Origin of the sequence: Pseudomonas sp. FSL R10-2189 (assembly GCF_009600325.1) — a bacterium.
In the GTDB taxonomy this organism is placed as follows: Bacteria; Pseudomonadota; Gammaproteobacteria; order Pseudomonadales; family Pseudomonadaceae; genus Aquipseudomonas; species Aquipseudomonas helleri.
This window is the reverse complement of record NZ_WIVZ01000004.1, coordinates 200,974-217,372: the sequence shown is the minus strand read 5'-3', so window position 1 is coordinate 217,372 and position 16,399 is coordinate 200,974. Positions and strand designations below refer to the sequence as shown.

Sequence of the window (16,399 nt, the reverse complement as noted above, 5' to 3'; positions counted from 1 at the left end):
CGTTAATCGACCAAATCCTTATTCTTTATGGCTATCAGTGGCTAAACAGATGGTCGGTAATGATCTTTAAACCCTGGCGCAACCCCCATTCCATAAGGGTTGCAGCGTTTTTGAAGGCTGTTATCAGAATGCCCACAGATTGTCGAGATATGGCACCCGTGCCGCTTTGCGTATACTGCGCGCATGTTTTCTCTAACTGCATTCCGCCAGCGTGGGGCCAAGTGGCTGCTCGTAACCGGACTCTTCCTGATGCTCGGTGCCTGCGTTGAAAAACCCAGCACCCTTGAGCGCGTAAAGGAGGATGGGGTACTGCGGGTGATCACCCGTAACAGCCCGGCCACCTATTTTGAAGATCGGAACGGTGAAACCGGCTTTGAATACGAGCTGGTCAAACGCTTTGCCGACGATCTGGGCGTCAAGCTGGAAATCGAAACGGCTGACAACCTCGATGACCTTTTCAACAAGCTGGGCCAACCTGACGGCCCGGTTTTAGCTGCTGCCGGTCTGGTCAGCAGCGATAACCGCCTCGCACAAGCCAAGTTTTCTCACCCGTACCTCGAAGTCACGCCGCAGATCATTTACCGCAACGGGCAATCACGCCCTACCACGGCGGCCGATCTGGTCGGCAAGCGCATTACCGTACTCAAGGGCAGTTCCCACGCCGAACAGCTTGCCGAACTTAAGAAGCAATATCCCGGTATCGAATATGACGAGTCCGACGCCGTTGAAGTCGTCGACTTGCTGCGCATGGTCGATGAAGGGCAAATCGACCTGACCCTGGTCGACTCCAACGAAATGGCCATGAACCAGGTGTACTTCCCCAACGTGCGCGTAGCCTTTGATTTGGGCGATGCCCGCAACCAGCGCTGGGCCGTAGTCGCAGGCGAAGACAACAGCTTGCTCAACGAGATCAACACCTACCTGGACAAGGTCGAGAAAAACGGCACCCTGCAGCGCCTTAAAGACCGCTACTACGGGCACGTTGATGTATTGGGCTATGTGGGCGCCTACACCTTTGCCCAGCACTTGCAACAGCGCTTGCCCAAGTACGAAGTGTTCTTCAAGGATGCCGCGAAAAAAGAGCAGATTGACTGGCGCCTGCTGGCAGCCATGGGCTATCAGGAATCCTTATGGCAAGCCGCCGTGACCTCTAAAACCGGGGTTCGCGGGCTGATGATGCTGACCCAAAACACCGCGCAGGCCATGGGCGTGTCCAACCGGCTGGACCCCAAGCAAAGCATTATGGGGGGCGCCAAGTACCTGGCTTATATCAAGGACCAACTGGACAGTGATATCGCCGAGCCAGACCGCACCTGGTTTGCACTGGCGGCCTACAACGTGGGCACCGGGCATCTGGATGACGCACGCAAGTTAGCAGCCAAAGAAGGCCTGAACCCGAACAAGTGGCTGGACGTGAAGAAAATCCTGCCTCGCCTGGCGCAGAAGCAGTGGTACAGCAAAACCAAATATGGCTACGCCCGTGGCGGCGAGCCTGTGCACTTCGTGGCCAACATCCGTCGTTACTACGACATCCTCACCTGGGCCACACAGCCACAGCTTGAAGGCGACCAGGTGGCCGACGGCAAACTGCACATCCCCGGCATCGACAAGACCAAGCCCAAAGAAGAACCACAGCTGTAAAACACACTATCGCGTAGGACCAGATCACACTGTAGGAGCGAGCTTGCTCGCGATCTGTTGATCTTGATCTAAGAGGCCCCGTTAAACCACGCTGGCCGAACGCAGGTTTTGCGCAGAGGGTAACCCGGCAGGACGCCGGGTTAGCCGCGACACGGCCAGGGATGGCCGATCGCGGCGGGCCCACGTAGCAAGGCCTGTGGTGAGGGCATGCCGAGCCACAGCGAGGCACCGAGGGGTTGGGGCAAAAAGCGTTTGGCCACTTTGCGCTTTTCAAAGTGGCACGGCGTAAGGCCGGAACCCTAAGTGGCCGTTGCCGCAGCAACGGATATGTACAAAAAATCAAGAGCCCCTCACCCTAGCCCTCTCCCGGAGGGAGAGGGAACTAATTGGGGGATGCTGACGATTATCGGCGGCCTGTTTGCTTCGCGACAGCGCGGCGTCGAAGACAGGGAGGCCCCTCCTACAGGTTTTGAATAAGTCTTAGGCTTTTGAGGCAGCCAGAATCAAGGCTTTCATCTCGGAAACGGCCGATTTGAAGCCCACGAACAGTGCATGGGCAACCAATGCATGGCCAATGTTCAGTTCGTTGATGCCCTTGATCGCCGCCACGGCTTCAACGTTGTGGTAGTGCAGACCATGGCCGGCGTTCACAATCAGCCCCTGCCCCAGGCCAAAGGCCACGCCATCAGCCACACGCTGCAGTTCTTCAGCCACGTCAGTCGGGGTCTGGGCATCGGCATAACGACCGGTATGCAGCTCAATGGCGGGAGCGCCCACACGGCGCGACGCTTCGATCTGGCGCTCGTCTGCATCAATGAACAGCGAAACTTCACTGCCAATCTTGCTCAGGCGCTCAACGGCAGCCTTGATCCGCGCTTCTTGCCCGGCAACGTCCAGACCGCCTTCGGTGGTCAGTTCTTGACGGGTTTCAGGGACGAGGCAGATATGCGCCGGGCGAATGCGCTCGGCAAACGCCATCATCTCTTCGGTCACGCCCATTTCGAAGTTCATGCGCGTTTGCAGCACATCCTTGAGCAGCAACACATCGCGCTCTTGAATGTGACGACGGTCTTCACGCAGATGCACGGTGATGCCGTCGGCGCCCGCCTCTTCCGCGTCCAGAGCCGCTTTGACCGGGTCCGGGTAACGCGTGCCTCGCGCCTGACGCAGCGTAGCTACGTGGTCGATGTTCACGCCAAGAAGAATGCGATTGCTTGTGGTCACGAGGGCTCTCCTGAAGAGTTGAAGATTCGGCGCACAGCATACCGATCTATTCAGGGCTTGCGAAACAACTCACGACTGGCCAAGGGCTTACCGGCCAAATGAACGGCCAATGCCTGACGCATCAGGCGCTTGGCCGCTGACAAGGCGCCCGTTGCAGTCCAGTCGGCTTGCGCCATGGCCAGCAGCTCAACGCCGTTAAACAACCCCGGCTGCAACAACCAGACACGCTCAAGCCCGGCGTCCACTTGCAGGCGATACAGGCCGTCGGCCTCAATAGCACCGCCGTGGATATCTTCAGTCAGCGAGAAGCTGTAACCCAGGTCATCCAGCAGCCGCCATTCGAACGCCCGCAGCAAAGGCTCCAACGGTCGTCCTTCAGCCAAGGCCAGCAAGGTAGCAGCGTAGTGATCGAATACTGCGGGGTGCGGGTCTTCGGCAGGGAGCAGACGCACCAGCAGTTCATTGAGATAGAGCCCGCTGAACAGGGCTTCACCATTGAGCCAGGTCGAAACGCCTGCGCTTTCCATGCGCCCGACATTTTTCAGCTCGCCGCGACCATGGAACTCGATTTCCAGCGGTACAAACGGCCGGGCCAAGGTGCCCGCCTTGCCCCGCGCATTACGCAGCACGGCACGCAGACGACCTTGCGGCGTGATGAAATCCACCAGCGCACTGGTTTCACGATAAGGGCGACTGTGCAGGACGTAAGCGAGTTGAGGGACGATGGATTTGCTGGACATTGCACAAGGATCCCAAAAGATCAAAAACGCCCTCACCATGACCCTCTCCCGGAGGGTCAGGGAACCGACCGAGTCGATGAGGGGTTCCACAAAGTACTTTCAGGGTGAAGCACATTGCCGACATCCCCCGATCAGCCCCCTCTCCCTCCGGGAGAGGGTTGGGGTGAGGGCTGTTTGTTACTGGTCGCCATAGCCTAGCGAACGCAGGGCGCGTTCGTCGTCGGACCAGCCGCCTTTGACCTTGACCCACAAGTTGAGCATGACTTTGGAGTCAAACAGCAGCTCCATGTCTTTGCGTGCCTCAGTGCCGATACGCTTGATGCGCTCGCCCTTGTCGCCAATGATGATTTTTTTCTGCCCGTCACGCTCAACCAGAATCAAGGCATGAATGTGCAAGGTCTTGCCCTGCTGCTTGAATTCTTCGATCTCAACAGTGATCTGGTACGGCAGCTCTGCACCCAGCTGACGCATGATCTTTTCACGCACCAGTTCAGCGGCCAGGAAACGGCTGCTGCGGTCAGTGATCTGGTCTTCCGGGAAGAAGTGGTCGTTTTCCGGCAGATGATCAGCAATCACACGCTCAAGGGCATCGAGGTTGTGGCCGTTTTGAGCCGAGATCGGCACGATCTGGGCATTCGGCAATTGCTCCTGAAGCCAGGTCAGGTGCGGCATCAATTCGGTTTTGTCTTCGATTCGGTCAGTCTTGTTCAACGCAACAATCACCGGGCCGGTCACGTACTGGACGCGTTCAAGAACCATTTGGTCTTCTTCAGTCCACTTGGTGCGATCCACCACAAAGATCACCACATCGACGTCTTTCAACGCAGCCGACGCAGTTTTGTTCATGTAGCGGTTCAGGGCCTTTTCGCCGCCCTTGTGCATGCCCGGCGTGTCAACGTAGATGGCTTGAATATCGCCTTCGGTCTTGATGCCCAGCATGTTGTGACGGGTGGTCTGCGGCTTGCGCGAGGTGATCGCCAGCTTTTGACCGAGGATGTGGTTCAGCAGTGTGGATTTACCCACGTTTGGTCGACCAACGATGGCGACATAGCCACAGCGAGTTGCAGTTGAATCAGTCATGGCCATTCTCCACGCCAAGGGCAATCAGTGCTGCTGCGGCCGCTACCTGTTCGGCAATACGACGGCTCACACCCTGACCTCGGCTTTTTTCATTCAATAGGGCAATTTCGCACTCAACAAAGAAAGTGCGGCAATGCGGTTCGCCTTGAATATCTACCACTTCGTAGCGTGGCAGTTCACAGGCGCGCGACTGCAAGTACTCTTGCAGGCGTGTTTTTGGATCTTTATTGGTGTCGACCAGGGTCAGCGTCTCGAACTCGCCAGCCAGCCAGGCCAATACGCGATCACGGGCGGTTTCCATGCCCGCGTCGAGGTAGATGGCGCCAATCAGCGCTTCAAGGGCATCTGCCAAAATCGACTCGCGACGAAAACCGCCGCTTTTCAGTTCGCCCGAACCCAGGCGCAGGTACTCGCCCAACTCAAAGCCGCGCGCCAGTACGGCCAGGGTTTCGCCTTTGACCAAACGCGCGCGCAGGCGCGACAGCTGCCCTTCACGGGCCAACGGGAAGCGATCAAACAACGCTTCACCGGCGACAAAGTTGAGGATTGCATCGCCCAGGAACTCAAGGCGCTCGTTATTGCGCCCCGCGAAACTGCGGTGTGTCAGGGCCAGGATCATCAGTTCCTGGTCCTTGAAGGTGTAGCCGAGCTGACGCTCTAAACGACTTAAAGAAAAACTCACGATTTACCCACGCTGAGTTCGTGGCCGAATGTCACCACCGGACCGATATTAGGGATCAGTGATGCTCGTTTATCGCATAGCAAATGGACAGGGAACAGGCTGTTCGCCGCCGTCACACTTAACGCTTTGTTCAAATCCACATCCTGAATACTGTTGACCGCCCTGCCTGAGACGGCAGGCGGTCGTAAGAACCGTCAGGCGCCCGATTTATCAGGACGCCTGAAAAGCATTCGGCGCTGTTATTAACAGCGCCGTCTTGGCTACTTGATCAGCCCCACCCGCGAGAAGTTCGGCAGATGGCTCATCTTGGGTTCCGGCCAACTCATCCAAACAGCGAAGGCCTTGCCGACAATGTTCTGGTCGGGAACCATGCCCAGCTCATCTTTGGGAATGTTCGGATCATCCCAGTAACGGCTGTCGTTCGAATTGTCGCGGTTGTCGCCCATCATGAAGTAGTGCCCGGCCGGAACCGTCCACTCGTTATCAGGTGGCGCGCGATAGCGGCTCATTTCCTTGCGGATCATGTGCTCGACTTCGCCCAGCTTCTCTTTGTACAACTCGGCACTGCCCAATGTGCCCGGCTCGACACCTACCAGTTGCTCAGCAACCAGTTGGCCATTGACGTACAAATGCTTGTCGCTGGTGTAGCGAACGGTGTCGCCCGGCAGGCCCACTACACGCTTGATGTAGTTGACCGACGGATCGCTTGGGTAGCGAAACACCATCACATCCCCGCGCTGTGGATCACCCACTTCGATGATTTTCTTGTCGATCACCGGCAAGCGGATCCCGTAAGAAAATTTGTTCACCAAAATGAAGTCGCCCACATCCAGTGTCGGCTTCATCGAGCCCGACGGAATCTGGAACGGCTCAACCAGAAACGAACGCAGCACCAGCACGATGAACAACACCGGGAAGAACGACTTGCCGTACTCGACCAGCAACGGTTCCTTGTTGAGCTTCTCGATGACCTGCATATCAGCCGGCTGAACAGTGGCCTGATAGTTGGCAATGGCCTTGCGCCGGCGAGGAGCCAGGAAGACCAGATCGAGCAGCGCCAGCAAACCGCAGACGGCGACAGCAATAACCAGCAACAGCGGGAAATTTAGTGACATAGGACCTAGCTATCCAACCTGAGCACCGCAAGGAAGGCTTCTTGTGGAATTTCCACGTTACCCACTTGCTTCATGCGTTTTTTACCGGCCTTTTGCTTTTCCAACAGCTTGCGCTTACGGCTAACGTCACCACCGTAGCATTTGGCCAGTACGTTCTTTCTGAGAGCCTTGACAGTGGTTCGCGCCACAATCTGCCCGCCAATGGCGGCCTGGATTGCAACATCGAACATCTGACGCGGAATCAGTTCTTTCATTTTTTCGGTTAGCGCACGCCCTTTGTAGTGGGCGTTGTCACGGTGAACGATCAATGCCAGGGCATCGACTTTTTCGCCGTTGATCAATACATCCAGCTTCACCAGATTAGCCGACTGGTAACGGTCGAAATGGTAATCGAGCGAAGCATAGCCGCGACTGGTGGATTTGAGACGGTCGAAGAAGTCCAGAACCACTTCGTTCATCGGCAAATCGTAGGTCACTTGTACCTGAGTACCCAGGAACAACATGTCGTGTTGAACGCCACGTTTTTCGATACACAGGGTTATGACGTTGCCCAAGTGCTCTTGAGGCACAAGAATGTTGGCACGCACGATCGGCTCGCGCATGTCCTCGATGGCAGACAAGTCTGGCAGCTTGGACGGGTTATCGACGTAAATCGTTTCACCGTTCTTGAGCAGCAGCTCGAAAATTACCGTCGGCGCCGTGGTAATCAGATCCAGGTCGTATTCGCGCTCCAGGCGCTCCTGGATGATTTCCATATGCAGCATGCCCAGGAAGCCGCAACGGAAGCCGAAGCCCAGTGCGTCAGAGCTTTCTGGCGTGTATTGCAGCGAAGAGTCGTTCAGCGTCAGCTTTTGCAGCGCATCACGGAAGTCTTCGAAGTCATCGGAGCTAACCGGGAACAGGCCGGCGTACACCTGCGGCTGAATGCGTTTGAAACCTGGCAGCACTTCAACATCAGGGGTCGAGCTCAGGGTCAGGGTGTCACCTACCGGCGCACCGTGAATGTCCTTGATACCGGCGATGATGAAGCCTACTTCACCGGCCTTGAGGTCGGCAGTGGCAGTGTGTTTTGGGTTGAACACACCGACGCTGTCTACCAGATGGACCTTGCCGGTGGATTTAACCAGGATCTTGTCGCCCTTCTTCACCCGGCCATGGCGTACGCGTACCAGGGATACAACCCCCAGGTAGTTGTCGAACCAGGAGTCGATGATCAACGCTTGCAGCGGATCTTCGATATTGCCGGTAGGCGCAGGAATGGTGTGCACCAGACGCTCAAGCACTTCGTCCACGCCCAGGCCGGTTTTGGCACTGCAGGTCACGGCGTCAGTGGCATCGATGCCGATGATTTTTTCGATTTCTTCCTTCACGCGGTCAGGATCGGCCTGCGGCAGGTCGATCTTGTTCAAGACCGGCATCACCTCAAGACCCTGCTCGATAGCGGTGTAGCAGTTGGCAACGGACTGGGCTTCTACACCCTGACCCGCGTCGACAACCAGCAGCGCACCTTCACAGGCCGCCAGAGACCGGCTGACTTCATAGGTGAAGTCAACGTGGCCCGGGGTGTCAATGAAGTTCAACTGATAGGTAATGCCGTCTTTGGCCGTGTAGTACAGGGTAACGCTGTGGGCCTTGATGGTAATCCCACGCTCACGCTCCAGGTCCATGGAGTCCAGTACCTGGGCTTCCATTTCGCGGGCAGTCAGACCACCGCACATCTGAATGAAACGATCGGCCAGCGTCGACTTGCCATGGTCAATGTGGGCGATGATGGAGAAATTGCGGATATGACTCAAATCACTCACGGGTCAACACTCAAAAAAAGTCGCAGGCAGACTGCCCGCCGAAAAATAGCCGGGAATTGTACCTGATCCCTGAGCCAAGCGTCACGTTCACAAAAAAGCCCCTATCTGGCGATAGAGGCTTTTTGATCAACCCAAGGGGTATTGATCAACCGGCCCTGCGCAACAACCAGAAACCGGCCAGCGCACAAATACCGGCTGGCAACAGCACCGCGAACAGCGGCGAGAAGCCAAACACCAGACTGGCTGGCCCCAGCAGGTCTTGCGCAATCTTGAACGCAAAGCCGATCAATACACCGGTGAACACGCGCTGCCCCAAAGTAACAGAACGCAGCGGGCCGAAGATGAAAGAAATGGCCATCAATACCAGCGCAGCCGTGACAAATGGCTGCAATACCTTGACCCAAAACGCCAGCCAGTAACGGCCGTTGTTCAGACCCTGGTCTTTCAAGTAGTGGATGTAGCCCCACAGCCCGGAAATCGACAACGCATCCGGGGCCATGACCACGGTATTGAGCAGCTCGGGGCTCAGGGAAACGTCCCAGCGCTCTTCAGGCGTGTTAACGACTTCAGTGTTGCGCTCGTGGAAGACCGTGGTCGCCACATCGCTCAGTTGCCAGTGGTCCTGCGTGAAGTTGGCCTTTTTGGCGAAACTGGCCGACAGCAGGTGGTGTTCTTTATCAAAACGATAACGTGTCACGCCCAACAGCATGCCATCGGGTTGAACCGCGTTGATGTGGATGAACTCATCCCCCTCGCGGTGCCACATACCATGCTTGGAGCTTTGCGCATCACCACTGCCCTGGGCCAGTGCCCGGTTGGCCTGGGCCACCGACTCGGTCGCGGGCGCCAGGTACTCGCCAATCAGGATACCGGCCAGCATCAACACCAGCATCGGCTTCATGACCGCCCAGACAATACGACCGGTGGACACACCCGCCGCCCGCATGATGGTCAGCTCGCTGTTGCTCGCCAGGCTGCCCAGACCAATCAGACAGCCGATCAGGGCCGCCACCGGCAGCATGTCGTACAGACGACGCGGCGCTGTCAGCACCACAAAGCTGAACACATCAGCCATGGTGTAAGAGTTGGAGAGGTTCTTGACCTCATCAATGAAGGCAAACAGCGACGCCAACCCGACGATGATCCCCGACACCGCGAGGATTGCCAGCAACACACTTTTACCAATGTAGCGATCGAGCTTAACCATGAGCCAGCTCCTTCGCGCTGCGACGAGTCGCCAATTTCAAGCGCAACGGCTCCCAATAGAACAACAACAGACCAATGATCAAGAACAGACCGTGCACCCACCACAAGCCCAGCGTGGGTGAAATGTTGCCTTTTTCGAGGGCGCCACGGACCAGAATCAAGGCGGTCACGTAGCCCATATACAGAAGGATGGCTGGCAACAGCTTGAGGAAGCGGCCCTGGCGCGGGTTGACTCGCGACAGCGGAACGGCAATCAGGGTCACGATGAAGACCAGCAGCGGCATGGAAATACGCCACTGCAGCTCAGCAATCGCCTTTACGTCAGGGTTGCCGATAAGGCTGCTGGTAGGCATCGCATCGCGATCGGTGACTTCATTGCTGACATCGGGCTTGGGAAGCAGTACGCCGTAGGTGTCGTATTTGATGGCGCGGTAATCGGCCAAGCCAGGGTTGCCGTCATAACGATAGCCGTCGTCCAGAATCAACCAGCGGCTGCCATCCGGGCGCACTTCCTGGCGGCCCTTTTGCGCGACCAAAATGGAAATGCTGCGATCCTTGGCGTCCTGACCGAGGTTCTTCTGGGTGATAAACACGCCCCCCAGATTCGTCCGGTCATTGGTCAGTTGTTCGGTGTAGGTCACCCGGGAGCCATCGTTCAAGGTCTGAAAGCGGCCCGGTTCCAGGGTATCGAACTCGGTCAGGGCATCTTGCTTGTTGAGCAGCAGCTGAAACTGCGTAGCGCCCTGAGGCGCCAGGCTCAAGCTCAACCAGGCAACGATCAGCGCCACGATGGTGGCCGGCACCATACTGATGGCCAACAGGCGTTGCTGGCTCATGCCGGTGGCCGACAGGACCGTCATCTCGCTCTCGAGGTACATGCGCCCGTAAGCCAGAAGAAAGCCCAGAAACAGGCCCAGCGGCAAGATCAGCTGCAAGAAGCCAGGCAGACGAACGCCCATGATCAAGAACAACGAACTGGGGTCCATGGCGCCCGAGGCAGCCTGGGCCAGGTATTTAATGAAGCGACCGCTCATGATGATGACCAGCAGCACAGCGCTGACAGCGCTCAATGTAAGCAGGACTTCGCGGGACAGATAACGGAAGACGATCAAACCAGACACTCCAGGGGTCGTCAGGCTAAGGCGGCCAAACAAGCGGCATAGCGAATCGACACTAGCTCATATAGATGAGCCTAGTCGTTTAAAAAGATGGCGCATTATCCTGTGAATGGCCGCGCCTGTCACTGCGCATGCTCAGCCAAGGCTTTAAAGCGCTGATTTGCCTGCATTCGAGGGTTGTCAGGCGCAGCCGACGAGGTTCAAACTGCCTGCCTTGACGCCCGCCCGAAGCACAGGTGAGGCGCTGTATCTTTCAAGCACGCGAACCGCACCGTTTGTGCGCACGTTGACCATTTGATTCAGGGACCCGGACATGGAACTGGTTGTAAAAAGCGTCAGCCCAGAAACGTTGAAAACGGCCACTCTCGTGGTCGCCATCAGCGAAGGCCGCAAGCTCGGCCCTACCGCTAAAGCCATCGACGAACTCACCGGTGGTGCCATCAGCGCCGTGGTAAAGCGTGGCGACATCGCTGGCAAAACCGGCCAGAGCCTGTTGCTGCACAGCCTGCCAAACCTCAAGGCCGAGCGCGTATTGCTGCTGGGCACTGGCAAAGACGAAGCACTGGGCGACCGCCCTTTTCGCAAAATCATCAGCGGCGCGCTGAGCGTTCTTAAAGGCCTGGGCGGCAGCGATGCGGTGTTCGCACTCGACGAACTGGTGGTCAAGGGCCGTGACAGCTACAGCAAAACCCGCCTGCTGGCCGAAACCCTGCTCGACGGCGAATACATCTTCGACCGTTTCAAAAGCCAGAAAGCCGAACCTCGCGCCCTGAAAAAAATCACCCTGCTGACCATCAAGGCCGCACAGGCTGAAGTGCAGCGCGCAGTCACCCACGCGCAGGCCATTGCCAGCGGCATGTCGTTTACCCGCGACCTGGGCAACCTGCCACCGAACATTTGCCACCCGATTTTCCTGGCCGAACAAGCCAAAGACCTGGGCAAAGAATTCAAAGGCCTGAAAGTCGAGATCCTTGACGAGAAGAAAATCAAGGATTTGGGCATGGGCGCGTTCTATGCGGTCGGCCAGGGCAGCGACCAGCCGCCACGCCTGATCGTGATGAACTACGCAGGCGGGAAAAAATCCGAGAAGCCTTTTGTGCTGGTCGGCAAAGGCATCACGTTCGACACCGGCGGCATCAGCCTCAAGCCAGGTGCGGGCATGGACGAAATGAAGTACGACATGGGCGGCGCTGCCAGCGTGTTCGGTACCCTGCGGGCCGTGCTTGAGCTGAAACTGCCGATCAACCTGGTGTGCATCCTGGCCTGCGCCGAGAACATGCCAAGCGGCGGCGCTGCACGTCCGGGCGACATCGTGACGACCATGAGCGGCCAGACTGTTGAAATCCTCAACACCGACGCCGAAGGCCGTCTGGTGCTGTGCGACGCCCTGACCTACGCCGAACGCTTCAAGCCCCAGGCGGTGATCGATATCGCCACCCTGACCGGCGCGTGCATGGTGGCCTTGGGTGCTCACACCTCGGGCCTGATGGGTAACAACGACGAGTTGATCGGCCAATTGCTGGAAGCCGGCAAACAAGCCGACGACCGCGCCTGGCAGCTGCCGCTGTTCGACGAATACCAGGAGCAACTGGACAGCCCGTTTGCCGACATGGCCAACATTGGCGGCCCTAAAGGCGGTGCCATCACCGCGGGCTGCTTCCTGTCGCGCTTTGCCAAGGCCTACCACTGGGCTCACCTGGACATCGCTGGCACCGCATGGGTCAGCGGCGGCAAGGACAAAGGCGCCAGCGGCCGCCCTGTGCCTTTGCTGACGCAATACCTGCTGGATCGCGCCAACGCTTGAAGCTGACAATCGACGGTTGCGCCGCCTGATGCCGGCGCAACCTCGATTCAGGAACCGCAATGACCTCAGAACCCGATACAGAGCTGACCAAGGTCGACTTTTATATCCTGCCCAGCGCCGAACCTTCAGCGCGGCTGGATTTTGCCTGCAAACTCACTGAAAAAGCCTGGCGCCTTGGCCACCGGGTGTATCTGCATTGCAGCGACGGCGCTCAACGCCAGGACCTGGACGAGCGCCTGTGGCGCTTCAAGGGCGAAAGCTTCGTGCCCCACAGCAACACCGAAGACCAACCTGACGGCACGATTGTCATGGGCCTCACCGAAGCCCCCGCCAGCCATCAGGATTTATTGATCAACCTGGACCTCAAAGTCCCTGAATTCTTCAAACGTTTCGCCCGCGTCGCTGAAGTCGTGGTCGAAGACCCCGCAGTTCGCCTGGCTGCACGGGAGAGTTTTCGCTTCTACCGTGAACACGGCTATCCTCTGCAAGACCACAAGCTACAACGACTCTGAGCACACGATGGACACCTCCAATTCGCCGAAAAAAGCTGCACACCTGCTCGACGATCTTGAATCCATTCGCCAGTTGCTGGGCGATGACGGCCTGCAACCGCCGCTGCTGACGGAACTGGTCGGCCATGGCGGCGAGCAAATACCGTTGCTGTCGGATGTCATCGACGACACGGTCGCCCCCGAGCCAGACCCGGAGCCTGAGTCGGCGCAAATACCGTTGGTCGGCATCGCTGAAGCGCCCAAGGCCGAAAAAGCCCCGGACGCATTGCTCGTGCACCTGGACAAAGAACTGCGCACAGCGGCGCAGGCGATCATGCACGACGTCATCAACGACTTCGCCCCGCACATCGAAACCGAAATCAAACGCCGCCTCGATGCGCACATGGAGCGCTTGCTGGCGCAGCATCAGAACTGACGACACACGCAAATCCCGTAGGAGCGAGCTTGCCTCGCGATCTTTTGATCTTTGAAAGATCGCGAGGCAAGCTCGCTCCTACGTAGTTTCTCCCTCATGCAGCGCACACCTCGCCCTCAGCGTCCCGCCCCGCTATACTTGCCGGCTTTCCTGAATTAATGCCAATAGGGTCCCGCCGCGCATGGATAAGACCTACCAGCCGCACGCCATTGAAACTTCCTGGTACAAAACCTGGGAAGAAGAAAATTATTTTGCCCCGCAAGGCGCGGGCGACCCGTACACCATCATGATCCCGCCGCCGAACGTCACCGGCAGCCTGCACATGGGTCACGGTTTTAACAACGCGATCATGGACGCCCTGATCCGTTTCCGTCGCATGCAAGGTCGCAACACCTTGTGGCAGCCGGGCACCGACCACGCGGGTATCGCAACCCAGATGCTGGTTGAGCGTCAGATCGAAGCACAAGGTCTGAACCGCCACGACCTGGGCCGCGAGAAGTTCCTGGAAAAAGTCTGGGAATGGAAAGATCAATCCGGTGGCAACATCAGCCGTCAGATCCGTCGCCTGGGCTCGTCTGTAGACTGGAGCCGCGAGCGTTTCACCATGGACGACGGCCTGTCGGAAGCGGTGAAAGAAGCCTTTGTACGCCTGCACGAAGACGGCCTGATCTATCGCGGCAAGCGCCTGGTCAACTGGGACACCAAGCTGCACACGGCGATCTCCGACCTTGAAGTGGAAAACCACGACGAGAAAGGTTTCCTGTGGAACCTGCGCTACCCGCTGGCTGACGGCGCCAAGACCGCAGAAGGCCTGGACTACCTGGTCGTCGCCACCACCCGCCCGGAAACCATGCTCGGCGACTCGGCGGTTGCGGTAAACCCGGAAGACGAACGCTATAAAGCCCTGATCGGTAAATTCGTTGAGCTGCCGCTGGTTGGCCGCCGCATCCCGATCATCGCCGACGACTACTGCGATCCAGAGTTCGGCACCGGCTGCGTGAAAATCACCCCGGCCCACGATTTCAACGACTATGAAGTCGGCAAGCGCCACAACCTGCCGCTGCTGAACATCTTCGACAAAAACGCAGCCGTTCTGCCTGCTGTTCAGGTGTTCAACCTCGACGGCACGCTGAACGACTCCATCGACGGCACCCTGCCAGCCAAATACGTTGGCCTGGACCGTTTCGAGGCGCGCAAGCAAATCGTTGCCGACTTCGACGAAGCCGGCCTGCTGGTCAGCGTCGACGATCACGCCCTGAAAGTGCCGAAAGGCGACCGTTCGGGCACCGTTATCGAACCGTGGCTGACCGACCAGTGGTACGTTTCGACCAAGCCATTGGCAGAACCTGCCATCGCCGCTGTTGAAGACGGGCGCATCGCGTTCGTGCCTAAACAGTACGAAAACATGTACTTCTCGTGGATGCGTGACATCCAGGACTGGTGCATCAGCCGTCAGTTGTGGTGGGGCCACCGTATCCCGGCCTGGTACGACGAGTCGGGCAAAGTCTACGTAGGCCGCGACGAAGCCGAAGTGCGTGCCAAGCACAACCTCGGCCCGGACGTTGCGCTGCAACAGGACAACGACGTACTCGACACCTGGTTCAGTTCGGGCCTGTGGACGTTCTCCACCCTGGGCTGGCCTGAGCAGACCGACTTCCTGAAAACCTTCCACCCGACCGACGTGCTGGTCACCGGCTTCGACATCATTTTCTTCTGGGTTGCCCGGATGATCATGCTCACCATGCATTTGGTGAAGAACGAAGACGGCACCCCGCAGGTTCCGTTCAAGACTGTGTATGTACACGGCCTGGTCCGTGACGGTCAGGGCCAGAAGATGTCCAAGTCCAAAGGCAACGTCCTGGACCCGCTGGACATCATCGACGGTATCGCTCTCGAAGACCTGGTGGCCAAGCGCACCACCGGCCTGATGCAGCCAAAACTGCTGAAGAAGATCGAGAAGCAGACCCGTGACGAGTTCGCTGACGGCATCGCCAGCTACGGCACCGACGCCCTGCGCTTCACGTTCTGCTCGCTGGCCTCCACCGGTCGCGACATCAAGTTCGACATGGGCCGCGTTGAAGGCTATCGCAACTTCTGCAACAAGATCTGGAACGCCGCGCGTTACGTGCTGGACAAGGGCGAAGACTGCGGCCAGAACGGCGAAGCCTACGAACTGTCGCTGGCTGACCGCTGGATCATCTCGCAGTTGCAGCGCACCGAAGCCGAAGTGACCCGTCACCTCGACCAGTTCCGTTTCGACCTGGCCGCTCAAGCCTTGTACGAGTTCATCTGGAACCAGTATTGCGACTGGTACCTGGAACTCTCCAAGCCTGTGCTGTGGGACGAAAACGCCCCGGTTGAGCGTCAGCGCGGCACTCGCCGTACGCTGGTTCGGGTTCTGGAAGTGGCCTTGCGTCTGGCGCACCCGTTCATGCCGTTCATCACCGAAGAAATCTGGCAGCGCATCGCGCCGCTGGCGGGCGCGCAAGGCAAAACCATCATGCTGCAACCTTGGCCAGTGGCCAACGAAGCACGCATCGACCAGGCTGCCGAAGACGACATCGAATGGCTCAAGGGCTTGATGCTCGGCACGCGTAACATCCGTGGCGAAATGAACATCGGCCCGGGCAAACCGCTGCAGCTGTACCTGAAAAACGTCAGCAGCGAAGACCAGCGCCGTTTGACCGAGAACGATGCCTTGCTGAAAAAGCTGGCTAAACTCGAGTCGATCACCGTGCTGCAAGACGGTGCCGAAGCGCCTCTGTCTGCCACCGCGTTGGTGGGCGAGATGGAAGTGCTGGTGCCGATGGCCGGTCTGATCGACAAAGATGCCGAGCTGGCGCGCCTGGACAAAGAAATCCAGCGCTTGCACGGCGAAGTGGCCCGCGTTGGCGGAAAACTGTCGAATGCGGCCTTCGTTGACAAGGCTCCGGCCGAAGTCATTGACAAGGAACGCGCCAAATTGGCCGAGGCTGAACAAGCCTTGAGCAAGTTGGCAGACCAGCACGCGCGGATTTCCAGCCTGTAACAGCGCTGCGCACCTGATCGCGGGCAAGG

General features: G+C 58.1%; 13 protein-coding genes. 5 read left to right on the top strand and 8 right to left on the bottom strand.

Annotation, left to right across the window (positions count from 1 at the left end; genetic code table 11):
- Window positions 1–183 precede the first annotated feature (183 nt).
- Window positions 184–1,641, top strand: a complete 1,458-nt coding sequence (gene mltF, locus GHO32_RS05405) for a membrane-bound lytic murein transglycosylase MltF (protein ID WP_153333435.1) — start codon at window positions 184–186, stop codon at window positions 1,639–1,641.
- Between the two features lie 480 nt (window positions 1,642–2,121).
- Here mltF and pdxJ read toward each other — a convergent pair whose 3' ends face one another.
- The 8 genes from pdxJ to lptF all read right to left on the bottom strand — a co-directional run bounded on the left by pdxJ (window position 2,122) and on the right by lptF (window position 10,605).
- Complete coding sequence (gene pdxJ / locus GHO32_RS05400) at window positions 2,122–2,865, bottom strand: pyridoxine 5'-phosphate synthase (RefSeq protein WP_048389729.1); 744 nt, start codon at window positions 2,863–2,865, stop codon at window positions 2,122–2,124.
- Window positions 2,866–2,915: 50 nt separating this feature from the next.
- Window positions 2,916–3,605 carry a DNA repair protein RecO gene (recO, locus tag GHO32_RS05395; RefSeq protein WP_048389731.1) on the bottom strand — a complete coding sequence of 230 codons (690 nt, stop codon included), beginning with the start codon at window positions 3,603–3,605 and terminating at the stop codon, window positions 2,916–2,918.
- A 177-nt stretch (window positions 3,606–3,782) separates the two neighbouring features.
- Window positions 3,783–4,685, bottom strand: a complete 903-nt coding sequence (gene era / locus GHO32_RS05390) for a GTPase Era (protein WP_048389733.1) — start codon at window positions 4,683–4,685, stop codon at window positions 3,783–3,785.
- Window positions 4,678–5,367, bottom strand: a complete 690-nt coding sequence (rnc, locus tag GHO32_RS05385; RefSeq protein ID WP_048389737.1) for a ribonuclease III — start codon at window positions 5,365–5,367, stop codon at window positions 4,678–4,680. The genes era and rnc overlap by 8 nt, the downstream gene beginning before the upstream one ends.
- Before the next feature lie 260 nt (window positions 5,368–5,627).
- The gene (lepB, locus tag GHO32_RS05380) at window positions 5,628–6,482 is read right to left on the bottom strand and encodes a signal peptidase I (RefSeq protein ID WP_048368199.1); all 855 of its coding nucleotides are present in this window, start codon (window positions 6,480–6,482) and stop codon (window positions 5,628–5,630) included.
- 5 nt (window positions 6,483–6,487) lie between these two features.
- The gene (gene lepA, locus GHO32_RS05375) at window positions 6,488–8,287 is read right to left on the bottom strand and encodes a translation elongation factor 4 (protein WP_123749680.1); all 1,800 of its coding nucleotides are present in this window, start codon (window positions 8,285–8,287) and stop codon (window positions 6,488–6,490) included.
- Between the two features lie 145 nt (window positions 8,288–8,432).
- The gene (gene lptG / locus GHO32_RS05370; RefSeq protein WP_153333439.1) at window positions 8,433–9,494 is read right to left on the bottom strand and encodes an LPS export ABC transporter permease LptG; all 1,062 of its coding nucleotides are present in this window, start codon (window positions 9,492–9,494) and stop codon (window positions 8,433–8,435) included.
- Entirely contained in the window at window positions 9,487–10,605 is a 1,119-nt protein-coding gene (lptF, locus tag GHO32_RS05365) for an LPS export ABC transporter permease LptF (protein ID WP_048368203.1), read from the bottom strand. The genes lptG and lptF overlap by 8 nt, the downstream gene beginning before the upstream one ends.
- A gap of 319 nt (window positions 10,606–10,924) precedes the next feature.
- On the opposite strand from lptF, the gene GHO32_RS05360 reads away from it, so the two are divergent.
- From GHO32_RS05360 to GHO32_RS05345, 4 genes are all read left to right on the top strand, one after another.
- Window positions 10,925–12,415 (top strand): leucyl aminopeptidase, encoded by a 1,491-nt coding sequence (locus GHO32_RS05360; RefSeq protein WP_153333441.1) that lies wholly within the window; start codon window positions 10,925–10,927, stop codon window positions 12,413–12,415.
- An 83-nt stretch (window positions 12,416–12,498) separates the two neighbouring features.
- A complete protein-coding gene (locus GHO32_RS05355) occupies window positions 12,499–12,927 on the top strand; it encodes a DNA polymerase III subunit chi (protein WP_153333529.1) in 429 nt (142 codons plus the stop codon).
- 7 nt (window positions 12,928–12,934) lie between these two features.
- Entirely contained in the window at window positions 12,935–13,342 is a 408-nt protein-coding gene (locus GHO32_RS05350) for a DNA polymerase III subunit chi (protein ID WP_153333443.1), read from the top strand.
- Window positions 13,343–13,523: 181 nt separating this feature from the next.
- Window positions 13,524–16,370, top strand: a complete 2,847-nt coding sequence (locus tag GHO32_RS05345; protein WP_048389763.1) for a valine--tRNA ligase — start codon at window positions 13,524–13,526, stop codon at window positions 16,368–16,370.
- The last annotated feature ends 29 nt before the right edge of the window (window positions 16,371–16,399 follow it).